9 protein-coding genes and 1 pseudogene are annotated in these 15,434 nt (G+C 71.8%); 2 read left to right on the plus strand and 8 right to left on the minus strand.

Annotated features, from left to right (window positions below):
- The 8 genes and pseudogenes from BM436_RS38525 to BM436_RS20685 form a co-directional block, all read right to left on the minus strand.
- A pseudogene (locus BM436_RS38525) lies at positions 1-1,112 on the minus strand (hypothetical protein); the annotation flags it as partial.
- 130 nt (positions 1,113-1,242) lie between these two features.
- Entirely contained in the window at positions 1,243-2,604 is a 1,362-nt protein-coding gene (locus BM436_RS20655; RefSeq protein WP_143133251.1) for an HlyD family type I secretion periplasmic adaptor subunit, read from the minus strand.
- Between the two features lie 17 nt (positions 2,605-2,621).
- A complete protein-coding gene (locus BM436_RS20660) occupies positions 2,622-6,521 on the minus strand; it encodes a peptidase domain-containing ABC transporter (protein ID WP_093557424.1) in 3,900 nt (1,299 codons plus the stop codon).
- Position 6,522: 1 nt separating this feature from the next.
- Complete coding sequence (locus BM436_RS20665; RefSeq protein WP_093557534.1) at positions 6,523-8,259, minus strand: LuxR C-terminal-related transcriptional regulator; 1,737 nt, start codon at positions 8,257-8,259, stop codon at positions 6,523-6,525.
- On the minus strand, positions 8,259-10,370 hold the full coding sequence (locus BM436_RS20670) for an efflux transporter outer membrane subunit (protein WP_093557425.1): 2,112 nt from the start codon (positions 10,368-10,370) through the stop codon (positions 8,259-8,261). The genes BM436_RS20665 and BM436_RS20670 overlap by 1 nt, the downstream gene beginning before the upstream one ends.
- Positions 10,371-10,509: 139 nt before the next feature.
- On the minus strand, positions 10,510-11,166 hold the full coding sequence (prfH, locus tag BM436_RS20675; RefSeq protein ID WP_093557535.1) for a peptide chain release factor H: 657 nt from the start codon (positions 11,164-11,166) through the stop codon (positions 10,510-10,512).
- Positions 11,166-12,371 carry an RNA ligase RtcB family protein gene (locus BM436_RS20680; RefSeq protein WP_093557426.1) on the minus strand — a complete coding sequence of 402 codons (1,206 nt, stop codon included), beginning with the start codon at positions 12,369-12,371 and terminating at the stop codon, positions 11,166-11,168. Before BM436_RS20680 ends, prfH begins: the two co-directional genes overlap by 1 nt.
- Positions 12,372-12,575: 204 nt before the next feature.
- Complete coding sequence (locus BM436_RS20685; protein WP_093557427.1) at positions 12,576-13,034, minus strand: hypothetical protein; 459 nt, start codon at positions 13,032-13,034, stop codon at positions 12,576-12,578.
- 151 nt (positions 13,035-13,185) lie between these two features.
- On the opposite strand from BM436_RS20685, the gene tal reads away from it, so the two are divergent.
- Both tal and BM436_RS20695 read left to right on the plus strand, forming a co-directional pair.
- Positions 13,186-14,121 carry a transaldolase gene (tal, locus tag BM436_RS20690; protein ID WP_093557428.1) on the plus strand — a complete coding sequence of 312 codons (936 nt, stop codon included), beginning with the start codon at positions 13,186-13,188 and terminating at the stop codon, positions 14,119-14,121.
- 132 nt (positions 14,122-14,253) lie between these two features.
- A complete protein-coding gene (locus BM436_RS20695) occupies positions 14,254-15,432 on the plus strand; it encodes an efflux RND transporter periplasmic adaptor subunit (RefSeq protein ID WP_093557429.1) in 1,179 nt (392 codons plus the stop codon).
- Positions 15,433-15,434 lie beyond the last annotated feature (2 nt).

Below are 15,434 nucleotides of genomic sequence, written 5' to 3' on the forward strand. Positions count from 1 at the left end.
GGTGCCGGCGTATCCGTCGGTGCCGGGGTATCGGTCGGAGCAGGGGCGCCCGTTGGCGCGGGCGTGTCAGTGGGAATTGGGGACTCAGTCGCTGTCGGCGCGTCCGTCAGCACAGGCGATGTTTCGGTCGGGTCCGTTGACTCGGCCGGTTCCGTCGGGGCCGGCGTCGCGGTTGGCGCCGGCGTCTCAGTCGGTGCGGCCGTTTCCGCCGGAGCCAGCGTCGCCGTCGGCGCGGGGATCTCTGTAGGCGCCGGCGTATCCGTCGGAGACGAGGTTGTCGTCGGCGTCCCGGTTGGCGCCGGCGTCGCGGTTGGCGTGGGCGTATCGGTTAGCGCGGGCGTACTGGTTGGGGCCGGTGTATCAGTCGGCGCGGGCGTCTGCGTTGGAGCCGGCGTATCGGTCGGCGCGGGCGTATCCGTTGGCGCCGGCGTTTCGGTCGGCGCCGGCGTCTGCGTTGGGGCCGGCGTGTCGGTCGGCGCCGGGGTATCGGTCGGAGCTGGCGTATCCGTCGGAGCCGGCGTCTCGGTCGGCGCCGGGTTGTCCGTCGGCGTCGGCGCGTCGGCCGTGGCGGCGGCCTCCCCGCCCGTCGCCGTCTGGGCCGTCGCCTCGGCGGGCGCCGCGCCGCCGGCCAGCGACCGTTCGCCGGTGTCGCCGGCGGTGCCCACCACATTGCCGGCGGTGGCGGCCGCGTCGCCGCCGGCGCCGTCGGCGCCCGCCGCGAGGTTGACCTCGGCCGCGGGCAGCGGCTGGTCGACGAAGGGCACGCCCACCTGGCCGCCCGTGCTTCCGGTGGCGATGAACGGCAGGTCGACGCCGCCGTCCACCGCGCCGCTGGTGGCCCCGAGGCCGTCGTCGGCGATGGCGCCCTCGTCCAGCAGAGGACGGTCGCGCTCGTCGGCGCCGCGCACGTCCGCCTGGACGTTCTCGTTGCCGGTGCCGTCGACGCGCTCCGGGGCCGCGCCCATGATGTCGGTGCGCGTGGTCTCGCCCAGGCCCTCGCCGCGGCTGAGAACAGTCAAGTCGTCGAACAGCGCCGCTTCCTGCTGGTTGGCGCCCCCGTCCTGCTGGGCCGGCTGGCCGGCGGCATTGTCGGGTTGATTGTTGTCAGCCATGACTTTTCCTAGCGTATTAAATGATTCCCCAGTATAACTTTCCCTCCATCAATGCTCCACACGGCCATAGGTTATAGTCGCTGTACAATCCGTCAGTTTCCACGTGGAAACTATGCCGCCGGCACCGGCCTCAACGCTCGCGGAACGAGCGCGAGAACATGTCCATCAGCGGCTTGGACAGGTAGGCCAGCACGGTCTTCTCGCCGGTCAGGATCTCGGCCTCCACGCCCATGCCGGGCTGCAGCTGGTAGCGGCCGGCGCGGTTGCCGACGTAGGGGTTGGGCAGCGCGACCCAGCCGCGGAAGTACGGCCGGCCGTCCTCGCCCACCACGCTGGTGGCGGTGACGCGCTTGAGCCGCCCCTCGGCGAAGCCGAAGCGGGCGTAGTCGAAGCTGGACACGCGCAGGTTGACCTGCTGCCCCACCCGCACATAGCCGATGTCCTTGGGCGCGATCCGCACCACCGCCTCCAGCGGCACGTCGTCGGGCACGATCTGCATCATCAGCCCGCCCGGCTGCACCACCTGGCCGAGCGTGAGCACCTTCAGGTCCTGCACGTAGCCGCGCACGGGCGCGCGCACCACCAGGCGGTCGACCTTGGCCTGCAGCCGCGCCTGCAGCTCGGTGACCTCGGCCAGCTCGGTGCTGACGGTGGCCATCTCGGCCAGCGCGTCGCGCCGCAGCAGGTTGAGCGTGTCGGCGCGGCGGCTGCGGATCTCGGCCAGCTCCTGCTCGGACACCTTGATGTCGGCGCCGATGCGCGCCACCTCGCCCTCGGCGCTGACCTTGGCGCGGCGCGTCTCCAGCAGCACCGAGCGGTTCACCAGCTTGCGGCTGGCCAGGTCCTCGCGCATGGTGGCCAGCTCCCCGGTCAGCCCCTGGTGCTCCTGCGCCACCGTCAGCGCCTTGCGCAGCTGCGCCAGGCGGTCGCCGCGCTGGGCAATCTGGTGGTCGAGGATGGACAGCGCCGAGTCGCGCGTGGACAACTGGGTCTGGTATATCTGCTGCTGGTAGCCGACCAGCTCCGGGTGGTCGGCCGCCAGCGCCGCGAAGGCGGGCGCGCGGTTCTCCACGTAGGCGCCGAGGCGCTCGGCGCGCAGGCGCAGCGACACCATGCGCACGCCGGTCTGGCGCAGGTCCGACAGGGCCTGCGCGCCGTCCATGCGCACCAGCACCTGGCCCTGTTGCACCAGCGCCTTCTCCTCGACCAGGATCTCGGCCACGGCGCCGCCGTCCAGGTGCTGCACCACCTTGACCTGGCCGGACGGCGCCACCTCGCCCGGCGCCCGCGCCACCTCGGTGATGGGGGTGAACGCGGCCCACAGGATGAACAGCAGCACCACCACCGCCACCAGCGCCAGCAGCGGGCGCACGAAGGCCGGCACCAGTTCCTCCTCGACGCGCGCCGCCTCCGACAGCAGGCGCCGCTTGCGCCCGCCGATGCCGGTGCGTTCGCTCTGGCCCGACAATATCTGTTGCACGATTTTCTTCATGACGTTCTTCTTCAAGATTAACCCAGTCCCGCCATCACGTTGGCCTTCACGCTGTCGAACGGTCCCATCGCCGTCACCGCGCCGTTGTTCATGCAGATCACCCGGTCGGCCATGCGCATGTGGCCGGGCCGGTGCGACACCACCAGCAGCGTGCTGCGCCCGCGCAGCCAGGCCAGGCAGCGGATCAGCGCCTGCTCCCCGGCCTGGTCCATGCCGGTGCCCGGCTCGTCGAGCAGCACCACCGAGGCCGGCTTGAGCATGACGCGCGCCAGCAACAGGCGCTGGCGGAAGCCGTAGGGCAGCTGCTCGGAGCGGCTGTCGGAGATGCGCGTCTCGAAGCCTTGCGGCAGGGCCGCGATGTCGGCCGTCAGGCCGGCCATGTCGACCGCCCAGCGCAGCTCGGCGTCGGTGGCCACCGGGTGCACCAGCTTCAGGTTCTGCAGCACCGTGCCGTGGAAGATCTCGCAGTTCTGCGGCATGTAGCTGACGCCGCCGCGCAGCTCGGCCGCGGCCAGCTGGCGGATGTCGAGCTGGTCGAGCCGGATGGTGCCGGCCTGCGGCGAGTAGACCCGCACGATCAGCTTGAGCAGGGTGGACTTGCCGGCGCCGTTCGGCCCGGCGATCACCACCATCTGCCCCGGCTCGACCGTGAAGTTCAGGCCCAGCAGGGCCGGGTCGGCGTCGTTGGCGTAGCGGAAGGAGACGCGGGCGAAGGCCAGCTCGCCGCTCAGCTCGGGCCGCGCCACCGGCTTGATGCCGCTCTCGCGCTCCATCGGCAGGCGCATCAGGTTCTCGATCTGACGGATGTTGGAGCGGGTGCGCACCAGCGAGCTGGCGGCCAGGAACACGTTCTGGATCGGCCCCGTCAGGCGCCACACGATCATCATCGTGGCCACCATGGCGCCGCCGGTGAGGTTGCCGGCGATGGCCAGCCAGGCCGACGCCGCCATCGCGAACAGGCCGGTGCACATGCCCAGGATCTGCGCGGCGCCGGCGGTGCGCACGCGCAACTGCTGGTCCTGGTAGGCGGCCAGCACGGCCTTGCCGCTGACGTCGTGGAAGCGCTTGAGCCAGGTCTGCGCGGCGCCGGCGCTGCGGATCAGCCGCATGCTGGCCAGCACCTCGTTGATGAATTCACTGCGCGTGGTGGCCGCCTGCGAGGCGCGCGCCATCGAACTCTGGTTCCAGCGCCGGGTGCCGAACCACAGCGCGGCGTAGGCGGCGATGGCCAGCGCCATCACCAGCACCACCCAGGGGTTGACCACGGCCAGCGCCAGCAGCATGACCAGGCTGGCCGGCAGCTCGAAGGCGATCAGCACCAGCGGGCCGAGGAAGAAGTCGCGCAGGCTTTCCAGGTTCTTGATGCGCTCCAGCTGGCGCGCGCTGGAGGCGCCCTCGGTGGCGCTGGCGGGCAGGCAGATCACGCGCTCGAACACGCCGGTGCCCAGCACGTACTCGGTGCGCCCGCCCACGTAGGCCAGCACGCGGTTCTTCAGCCCGCGCAGCAGCCAGTCCAGGCCTATCATCAGCACCACCCCCAGCGTCAGCAGCTGGCCCAGCACCATGTCGCCGCTGGGGATCACGGTGTCGAACACGGTCTTGACGAACAGCGGCGGCGCCAGCGCCAGCGCGGTCGACACCACGGTCAGCGCCAGGATCAGCGCCAGGTGCTTGCGCAGGCGCCAGACCAGCGATCCGAACCAGCTCTCGCCGCGCTGCGCCTTGGCCTCGGCCGGCGTCTGCTGGCGGAACAGGTAGGCCTCGCCCAGCTGTCCCAGCGCCTCCGGCGCCAGCGACTTGACGGCGCCGGCGCCGCTGTCGAACACGCGCAGGCCGCCGTCCGGCAGCGGCCCCAGGACCACCATGGCCGGCGTGTCCGGCGCCAGGAACAAGCAGGGCAGCAGGCGCTCGTCGAGCGTGTCCAGCGTGGTCTCGAAATGGCGCGGCGGGAAGCCCAGGTTGGACAGCACGCTGCACAGGCCCGACAGGTCCAGCTCGCGCGCCAGGTGCGGCAGCGCGTCGGCCAGGTGCCGCGGCTGGCCCTGCCAGTCCAGCGCCGCCAGCAGCGGCGCCAGGCAGCGCGCCAGGTCGGACGGCTCGGCGTACTGCGCGGCGATCAGCGCGGCCAGGTCCGTCATCGGCTCCGGGCGCTCCGGCGCGGGCGCGGGCTGCGCCTCCTGCTCGGCCGGCGACGGCTCGTGCAGCCGCCCCTCGCGCAGGCGGCCGTCGGCCAGCGAGTACACCCGGTCGGCCAGCGACAGCATCGACGGCCGGTGCGTCACCAGGATCATGGTGCGCACGCCCTTGCAGGCGGCCAGGTAGTCGCGCAGGCGCCGGTCGCCGTCCATGTCGAGCGAGATGTTGGTCTCGTCGAACAGGATCACGCTGGGGTCGTGCGCCAGCGCGCGCGCGATGGCGATCATCTGGCGCACCCCCTCGGGCAGCGTCTCGCCCTGCCCCTCGCCCAGCTGGGTCTCGTAGCCGGCCTTCATGCCGGCCACCACCCGGTCCAGCCCCATGGCGCGCGCGATGGCCAGCGCCGCCTGGTTCAGGGACGGGTCGAACATCGTCATGTTCTCCAGGATGGTGCCGGCCATGATGCGCCCGGCCTGCGGCAGGAAGGCGATCTCCTTGTGCAGGCTGTCCGGCGCGTAGCCCTCGACGGGCAGGCCGTCCAGCAGCACCTGGCCCTGCTCGGCCCGCTCCAGCCCGTTGACCAGCGACAGCAGCGTGGTCTTGCCGCTGCCGCTGTCGCCCTGGATGGCGACGCACTGGCCGGCCGGCACCGTCAGCGACAGGTCCGAGAACAGCCGCCCGGCGCCGTGGCTGAGCGAAATGCCGCGCAGCTCCAGCCCCTGCCTCAGCGGCGGCAGCGGCGGGCGCGCGGCGCCGTCCTCGAACGGCAGCGCCATGATGTCGTTCAGGCGCTGCTGGGCCGACACGAAGGACTGGTAGCGCAGCCAGATGGTCAGGCTGCGGCGCAGCGGCTGCAGCGCGCGAACCGACAGCAGCATCACGGCGGCCAGGCCGCCGGGGGTCATCTGGCCGGCGATCACGGCGGCCGAGCCGGCCGAGATCACGCCCACCACCATCACCTGCGAGAACAGGGTGCCCAGGTCGGTGGCGCGCGCGCTGCTGCCGGTCAACTGCTCGCCGATGCCGGCGTTGGCCTCCTGCAGCCGCTCGTAGCGGCGCGCCATCAGGAGCTCCATGGCCTGCGTCTTGACGGTGTGGATGTTGGCTAGCACCTCGGCCAGGAAGCTGCTGCGGCGATCGTCGAGCACCTGGCGCAGTTCGATCTGGTCGCTCAGGCGGCGCCCGAACAGCAGGCTGAGGGCCACGAAGGCGGCCAGCAGCACGGCCGGCACCAGCGCCACCCAGCCGCCGATGGCCATGATGATGGCCAGGAACAGCACCACGAACGGCAGGTCGAACACCACCAGCAGCGCCTGTCCGGAATAGAACTCGGCCACCTTGGCGCTGGCCAGGATGCGCTCGGCGTACACGCCCGCCTCCTCGGCGCGGAAGCGCCGCATCGGCACCCGCAGCAGGCGCTCCAGCGCGGCCAGCCCCACCTTGTGCTCGTAGCGGATGCCCAGCCAGCCGGTGACCACCGAGCTGACGGTGCGCAGCACCTCCTCCAGCACCAGCGCCACCACGATGCCGCCCACCAGGAAGGCCAGCGTCTCGAGCGACTGGTTGGCCACCACCCGGTCCATGATCTGCAGGATGGCCAGCGGCAGGCCCAGCGACAGCAGGTTCGACAGCAGCGCCGACAGCGCCAGGCCGGGCGCCACGCGGCGCAGGTCCGGCGAGCGCAGCACCTGGCCCAGCGGGCTGTCCGCGAAGGCGGGGCGCGGCGGGGCGGCGGCGTCCTTCGCCGCCGGCGCGCCGGTTGTGGAGGAAGTGGTGGTCATGTCATTCAAGCGCCAGGTAATCGATGATTTTACGGAGCAGCGGATGGCCGAAATCGAGCCGGCCGTCGTCGCCGGCGCGCAGCACGCCGGCGGCGACGGCGCGCGCCACCGGCTCGGCGATCGCCTCGGGCGGCTCGTCCAGCAGCGCGGCGATGCCGGCCGCCGCCAGCGGCTGGCTGCGGCGTGCCGCCACGCGCAGCAGCTTGCGGTCCAGGGGCAGGCTGTCCAGGCGCGCGATCACCGCCACCAGCAGCGGCAGGGCGACCCCGGCCTCGTGGCGGTGGCGCGCCAGCTCCACCGCGAACAGCGGCACGCCGGCCGCCTCGGCGGCGATGCGTTGCGCCTGGCCCGCCGCCGGCGCCTCGGGCGCCAGCACGTGGCGCACCAGCGCCTCGATCTCGCGGGCGCTCTGGCGGCGCAGCGCCAGGGTGACGGCGACGGCGCGGCCGGGATCCCCCCCGCCGTCCGCCTCCGCCGCCTCGGCCATGTGGCGGCCGGACAGCAGCACCAGCGCGCCGCGCCCGGCGGCGGCGCGCGCCGCGGCCAGCACGGCACGGCGGTCCTCCCCCGGCAGCAGGTGGCAGTCGTCGACGATGGCCAGCGCCGGCGCGCCGCCGGCGCCGGGCGCCAGCCCGTTCAGCAGCGCCACGATCTCGCCCGCCTCGCCGGCGCCGGGGGCGTCGGCGCGCTGCGCGGCGTCGGGCCGCACGCGGTGGAACGCGCCGCGGCCTTGCGCCTGCAGGCACAAGGCGCGCAGCGCCTCGCACAGGCGCGACTTGCCCATGCCGGTCTCGCCCTCCAGCAGCACCAGTTTGCCCTCGCCGGCGCCGGCGCGCCGCAGCAGGCCGCCCAGCGTTTTCAGTTCCGCCGTCCGGCCCACCAGCGGATAGGAGGGGCGCTCGCCGCGCCAGTCCATGCCCGCCAGCGCGGCCAGGGCGACCCGGCCCGGCCCGGCGCCCGGCCCGAACAGCCCCTCGCCGCCCAGCCCCAGCGCGCGCATCAGTTCCAGCACCGGCCGGCCCAGCGCCAGCTGGCCCGGCGCCGCCCGCTCCTGCAGTTCGCGCGCGCTGGCGATGGCGCTGCTGACGATGGCCTCGCCGGACCAGCCGCCGAGGCGCAGCATGCTGGCCACCACGATGCCGACCGTGACGCCGCCGTGCATGCCGTCGGCCAGCATGGGGGCGTGGGCGCTGAAATGGGCGTGCAGCCGCCGCGCGCTGCGCATGGCCTTCATCAGGTCGCGCTCGCCGACGCGGTGCAGGCCGAAGATCAGGTCCACCGCGTTGCCGCGCCGCGCCAGGAACACCGCGTCCATGTCGAAGGCCAGCGCGGCCAGGTAGTCGTGCAGGCGGCGCACGGCCGCGTCGTCGGCGCGCGCCGGCAGGGCCAGGCTGAGCAGCACGCAGGGACGCCGCTCCAGGACGCCGGCGGCGGGCGCCGGGGTGGCCGGCTCGGCGCCCGCCGCCGGCGCGTCCGCCAGCCCCATGCCGCGCGACACGGCCATGGTGCGGTTGCTGACGTTGAGCCGCTTGAACAGCGTCACCACGTGCTGCTTGACGGTGCCGACGCCGATGCCCAGCTCGCGCGCGATCTCCTTGTTCACCTTGCCCGCCCGCAGCAGCTCCATGATCTGGCGCTGGCGCGGCGTCAGGTCCGCCGGCGACCTGACCGTCGGCTGCGGATCGGCCCCGCCGTCGTCCGCGCCGGCGGGGCCGCGCCTGTCGGGCAGCCGCTCCATCACGGCCGCGCCATGCCGGCCGCGCCGGCCCGCGCCGCCACGCGGGACAGCCAGCCGGGCGGCGACGCCGTCGCCAGCGGCGGTGCCGCGGGCGCCGCGCCGGGCGCCACGGCCTGGCACTGGATGCGCTGCTCGCGCAGCCGGGCGCAGGCGATCTCCGCCTCGGCGCCGCTGGCGAAGCCGGCCACGAAGACCCTCAGTCCGGCGCCGCCGCCCGGCTGGGTGCGCGAGAGCAGCTGGCGTTGCGCCATCAGGTCGGGGAAGCGCTGCAACAGGTCGCGCCAGGCGCGCGCGACGGCGGCCGCGTCGGCCACACTGGCCAATTCAAGCTGCCAGCCCGCGCCAGCCTGGGCCTGGGCCTGGGCCTGGGCTGGGGCCTGGGCCTGCGCTTGCACCGGCGCCGAGGCCGGAGCCAGAGCCGGGACCTGCGCCGCCGAACCCTGGCCCGGCGCGGCGGCCGCGCCGACCGCGGGCTGCGCGGGGCCGGAGGCCACCTCCCCGCCCTGCGCGGCGGACTGCGGGCGCTTGCCCCGTCCCGGCAACGGCGCGGCGTCCGCCACGCCACCGCCCAGCGCGGTGAACAGATTGACCAGGCCGCGGTAGCGTTGCAGGTCGATGTTGTGCTGCTCGTCCAGATTGCGGTGGTAGGTGCGTTCCGTGTCGAGCAGCAGCAGGTGGTCGATGGCGCCGGCCTGGTAGGACTCACGGCTGTAGTCCCAGGCGCGGCGCGACGCCTGCGCCGCCTCGCGCTGGGCATCCAGCCGCTGCCTGCTCAGCCGTATGGCGTTGAGCGCGTCGTCCACCTCGCGCACGGCGCCGTAGATGACGCGGGCGTAGCCCTCCACCAGCTCCTCGTGCACGGCGTTGGCGAAATCGACCTCGCGGTCGCGCCGGCCATGGTCGAAAATGGTGGCCGTCAGGCTCGCCACCAGGTTCCAGAACAGGGTCTGTGGCTCGAACAGGCGGGAAAAATGCTGGCTGCCGTAGCCTGCCTGCGCCGACAGGTCGAGCGACGGCAGCAGCCGCGTGCGCGCCACATCGAGATCCGCGTCGGCCGCCAGCAGGCGCGCCTCCATCACGCGGATATCGGGACGGCGCAACAGCAGCGCCGACGGCACGCCGGGCGTCACCGCCGGGAACGACAGCGACGCCAGCCCCTTGGCCTCCAGCTTGAGCGCGCCGGGCGCGGCGCCCAGCAGCACGCTGAGGTTGTTCAGCGCCTCGTCGCGCTGCTGTTCCAGCGCGGGGATGGTGGCCTTCACCGCGTAGACGGCGGCGCGCTGCTGCTCCATGTCGATCACCGTGGCGTCGCCCTTGTCCAGCCGCACCTCGACCGCCGCCAGCATGTCCGACACGGCGATGTCGGTCTCGCGCGCCACCTGCACGCGATCGTTGAAGGACAGGTAATCGAGGTAGGCGCCCACCACGCTGGCCACCAGGTTGCGCTGGACGTCGTCGCGCTGGAGGGCGGCGCGCCGCTGCTGCATGTCCGCCGACTCGGCCATGGCCTGCCGCTCGCCCCACACGTCCACGCGCAGGTCGGCCCGCAGGCCGGCCTGGGACACCGTGCGGGCCGGGGTCCGGCCGCTGGTGACGCCGCCGCCGACGTCGCCGGCGGCGGCCTCGCGGCGCTGTTGCAGCGTGCCCGTCACCACCGGCAACTGGTCGGACACGGCCTGCTCGGCCCGCGCCCGCGCCTGCCGCACGCGCAGCGTAGCCATGCGCAGGTCCGGATTCCGCTCCAGCGCCCGCGCCACCAGCCCGTCCAGCTCGGCGCTGCCCAGCGTGCGCCACCACTGCGGCAGCACCTGGTCCAGCGCGCGCGCGCCGGGGCGCGCGGCCTCCGCGGCGGCGGGCGGCTGGGTGGGCTGCGGGTTTTGCCGCGGGTTTTGCTGTTGGTGCTGCTGGAAAACGGGGGGGACGGGAACAAGCGGAACGTCGTAGGCCGTGCGCTTGGCCGCGCAGCCTCCCAGCGCGGCGAGGGCCAGCGCGACGCCCAGCGGCGCCCAGCGGGCGCCGCCTGCAAATGCCCGGCCGGGCGCGCGGGCCTCGGCTGGCGGGGGATCGCCGCATGGCATGCCGCCGCCGCGCCACAGGGAGTTTTTAATCATGGGCTGCCGGTACCGCGGAGAAGCGCGGCCATACTCATCAATATAGAGTGACAAACGATATCGACATTAGCATAGTTCGCCTCTATCCCTCAAGCAATTCGTCCTGGACGGCCATCCCCTGCCCGGTTATGGGCTTGCTTTACGAGCTTGCTTGCAACACTTCCGGCCCCGACGCCTCGATGAAGCTCTTGCCCACGAAGGTGCGGCGCGCGTTGCCGCGCTCCACCCGCGTGTGCAGCGCGCGGCGCGCCGCCTGCCCGGCCTGGCCGCGCCCGGCCTCCACCGCCGCCAGCTTGCCCGCCAGCAGGGAGGCGGCCAGCCGCTTGTTGGCCAACTGGCTGCGCTGGGCCTGCACCTTCACCGACAAGCCGCTGGCGATATGCGTGGCCCGCACCGCGCTGCTGGTCTTGTTCACGTGCTGGCCGCCCGGACCCGACGCGCGCATGGCTTCGAAACGGATCTCGCTGTCCGGCAGCGGCTCGGGCGCCTCGTGCACCGCCCCGCCGATGAACCAGTTCTTGCGCCTGTGGCCGGGCCGGTAGGGACTGTCGCATATCCACACCATGGTGCCGGACCAGTTCCGCGCCAGGCTGCGCGCCATCTGGTTTTCCTCCTTGCTGGCCAGGCCCAGCAACAGCGAGCTGAAGGTGCCCGGCACGGGGCCGGGTTCCTCCTCCAGCACGTCCACCCTCACGCCGCTCCTCGCGCCCTCGCGCGTGAGCACCTGCAAGGCGTGCCTCACCGCCAGGCAGCATTCCGCGGGGCCAGTATTGGCCGTCAATTGCAACAAGATCATCAGCAGCACTCCCCGCGGGTTTTGTACGTCAGCAAAGGCTGGAAGCGCGCCACCGCCTCCACCAGGCCGGCCCCGCGCATGCTTTCCAGCACGCTGCCCACGTCCTTGTAGGCTTGCGGCGCCTCCTCGTAAATCAGTCCCTTGTCCTCGCAGATCACGCGGCCGCCGAAGGCGGTGCGCGCCAGTTGCGCGGGCGTGGCCTTGCGCTGCAGGCGCTCCTTGCAATCGGTGCGCATCCATTTGCGGCCCGCGCCGTGCGCCAGCGATTGCAGGCTGGCGGCGTCCGGCGCCGGCAGCGGCCGCAACAGATGGCTGTAATCGCCGCGCGATCCCGGCAGCATCACCAGGCCGCGGTCCGACGGATTGGCGCCCTTGCGGTGCAGCCAGCCGGCCTCGCCGTCGATGACGGCGGGCGTCACCAGGTTGTGGTCCACGTCCAGCGCCATTTCGCCTTCCGTGCGCAGGCGTTGCAGCACGCGCAGGGCGATCAGGCGCCGGTTCAGGTGCGCGTAGGCCAGCGCGGCGTCGTGCCGCCGCAGGTAGTCCCGCGCCTCCGGCGTGTCCTGCTCCAGGCCAGCGTGGCTGTGGCGGTCCACGTGCTGGCGCAGCACGACCTGCCCCAAGCCGCGCGAGCCGCTGTGCACCAGCAGTTGCAGCCGCTTGGCGTGCAGGCCGGCGCCGTCGAACAGTTCCTGGTTCTCGACGCCGGCCACCGACTGCAGCTCGACGAAGTGGTTGCCCAGGCCGATGGTGCCCAGCGACCGCATGCTGGAGGCGTCCAGCCCGGCGGCGGCCAGTTCGCGCTCCAGCGCCGCCAGGCTGTCGCCGATGGCGCCGCCCGACGCGCCTTGCAGCCCATCCATGCGCGCCAGTTCGGCGTCGTCCGGCGGCGCGTCCAGGTTGCCGATTTGCTTGTCGAGCTTGTCCAGCTTGACCTTGCCCGCGACCAGGCCGGTCTGCCACAGGCCGACGCCGCAGCCGATGTCGCCGCCGCACAGCGCGGGGTAGAAACGGCCGACCGAGAAGAACGACGCGCCGACGGGATAGCCGCGGCCCGGGTGCAAGTCAGGCAGTCCAACCACCCGGCGCATGCCGGACAATTGGGAAGTGGTCTGGAGCTGTTGCAGCGCAGCGCCTTCCAGCCACAGGTCGTCCGACGCCACGACGGATGCGCGGTCGGACAGAATGCGAATGAATTTGCCCATTCTTTATTTCCATGTGTGGTCCTTGGAAATGGGCGCTGGGGCGACGCGGCGCTGTCGTTAACTCGATGCGTTGCGCGTGCGGGATTCCAGGCCCACCGAAGTAGTCGTCTTTCGTGCAGCAATCATCGTTGACTCCTTTCGTTCGGTGGCACTGGTTGAGGGGATGTCTACATTATCGAATTGGCCACGCTTTGGCAAGCACTTTTATTGCACCCTGCGCACTTTCGGCGAACGGTGCGCGCCGGCGATGTCGAGGAAGGTCGCGCCCAGCAGGCCGCGGCGCACCGTCACTGGCGGATCGACGGCGTCGAAGGTGTCGACGCTCTCGTCGACCACGCGCCATACCTGGCCGTTGGCCAGCTTGATGTTCTGGCCCGGCTCCCAGCCTTCGAACTTGCCGGCGATGCGGGTCTCGAAGCTTTGCAACGGCCGCTCCTTCGCGGCGGCGGCGGGCGCGCCGAAGGCCGCGATGGCAGCCTCGCGCGCCGCCGGCGCCGGCGCGGCGAGCGCGGAAGCGGTGGCGGCGGCGCCAATGGGGATCGCGTCGTAACAGGCGGCGCGCGCGGCCACGTCGGCGAGCGCGCGGCAGCGCAGCATGGCGGCGTCGTCGGCCGAGGCGGCGCCGGCGACGGTGGATAACAGCAGCAGCGTCAGTATTCTCATCGGGTCCGGCTCCGTGGCGTAGGTTAATAGTGTCGAAATGTTAAAACATTTCGCGCCGCCTGGGCGACTTAAAAACGCGGCCAACTTTGTGCTGGGCACACACCTGAATTGTGTACAATGTTCGTTCAGTCCTTAAACTTTCCGCGCAGCCATGAACCAACTAGAACAGCTCAAGCAATACACCACCGTTGTTGCCGACACCGGCGATTTCCAGTCGATCAAGGCCTACACGCCGCGCGACGCGACCACCAACCCGTCGCTGATCCTGAAAGCCGTGCAGAAGGACGAGTACAAGCCGCTGCTGGAAAAGGCCGTGCGCGACAATCCCTCCGCCTCCACCGGCGACATCATCGACCACCTGCTGATCGCCTTCGGCACCGAGATCCTGAAAGTGATCCCCGGCCGCGTCTCGACCGAGATCGACGCGCGCCTGTCGTTCGACGTGGAGGGCAACGTGGCCAAGGGCCGCGAGCTGATCGGCCTGTACGAGAAGGCCGGCATCCCGCGCGAGCGTATCCTGATCAAGATCGCCTCCACCTGGGAGGGCATCCGCGCCGCCGAGATCCTGGAGAAGGAAGGCATCCGCTGCAACATGACGCTGCTGTTCTCGCTGGCGCAGGCCATCGCCTGCGCCGAGGCGGGCGCGCAACTGATCTCGCCGTTCGTCGGCCGCATCTACGACTGGTTCAAGAAGAGCACCGGCATCGACTACATGGGCGCCGAGGACCCGGGCGTGCAGTCGGTCAAGCGCATCTACAACTACTACCGCAAGTTCGGCTACGACACCGAGGTGATGGGCGCCAGCTTCCGCAACACCAGCCAGATCCTGGAACTGGCCGGCTGCGACCTGCTGACCATCAGCCCGGACCTGCTGCAAACCTTGGCCGACACCAACGCCCCGGTCGAGCGCAAGCTGAGCGCGGACGGCGGCAACACCTCCGGCATCATCAAGATGTCGGTCGATGAAAAGACCTTCCGCTTCATGCTGAACGAGGACGCGATGGCGACCGAGAAACTGGCCGAGGGCATCCGCGCCTTCTGCGCCGATTCCGGCAAGCTGAAACAGATCATTTCGGCCATGCGCTAAGCGTTCCGCGTACCCGGCGGCACCCCGGAGCCGGCCATGAGCCGGCTTTATTTTCATAACAAAACGTTACAATTGTCTCTGATATACAATGGCCGGCACCGCATTTGCCCCATTGAAAACACAGAGACATCCATGAGATCAGTCCCTCGCCGCACCCCTCTCGCGATCGCGATCATCACCCTGGCGCTGCTGGCCGCCTGCGGCAAGAAGGACGACAAACCGGCCGGTCCGCCGCCACCGCCCAAGGTCGCCGTCCACACCGTCACCGCCTCCACCCTCACCCTCTCCTCCGAACTGCCGGGCCGCCTCGAGGCCTCGCGCGTGGCGCAGGTGCGCGCCCGCACGCCCGGCATCGTGCTGCGGCGCGTGTACAAGGAGGGTAGCGACGTGAAGGCGGGCGACCTGCTGTTCCGCATCGACCCGGCCCAGTTCCAGGCCACGTACGACAGCGCGCAGGCCGCCGTCGCCAAGGCCGAAGCCAACCTGGCGCAGGCCGAGCTGAAGGTCAGGCGCTATCGCCCGCTGCTGGACGCGCAGGCCGTCAGCCGGCAGGAGTTCGACGACGCCGTCACCGCGCAGAAGCAGGCCGCCGCCGACCTGGCCACCGCCCGCGCCACGCGCCAGAGCGCCGGCCTGACCCTGGGCTACGCCACCGTGACCGCGCCCATCTCCGGCCGCGTGGGCCGCGCGCTGGTCACCGAGGGCGCCCTGGTGGGCCAGGGCGAGGCGACGCCCATGGCCACCGTGCAGACGCTGGACCCGATCTACGTGACCATCACGCAATCGTCCACCGAGGTGCTGAAGCTGCAGCGCGCGCTGGCCGCCGGCAAGCTGAAGGCGGCCGACGGCGGCGGCGCCGCGAAAGTCACCCTGGTGACCGAGGACGGCCAGCCCTACCCGCAATCGGGCAAGCTGCTGTTCTCCGACGTGGCGGTGGACGAGACCACCGGCTCGGTGGCGATGCGGGCCGAGTTCCCGAATCCGAAACGCACGCTGCTGCCCGGCATGTACGTGCGCGCCCGCCTGGAGCAGGCGGTCGACGAGGCGGCCATCACGGTGCCGCAGCAGGCCGTGGTGCGCGGCCCGGAGGGCGCCACCGTGATGGTGGTGGGCGCCGACAACAAGGTCAGCGCCGTGCCGGTGAAGGCCGACGCGGCGCAGGACGGCAGCTGGATCGTCAGCTCCGGCCTGAAGGGCGGCGAGCGCGTCATCGTGGAGGGCTTCCAGAAGGCCAAGCCGGGCGGCACCGTCACGCCGACGCCGTGGCAGGCGCCGGGCGCGAATCCAGCGCCCGCCGGCGCCGGCAAGTAGGC

Origin of the sequence: Pseudoduganella namucuonensis (assembly GCF_900116645.1) — a bacterium.
GTDB lineage: Bacteria > Pseudomonadota > Gammaproteobacteria > Burkholderiales > Burkholderiaceae_D > Rugamonas > Rugamonas namucuonensis.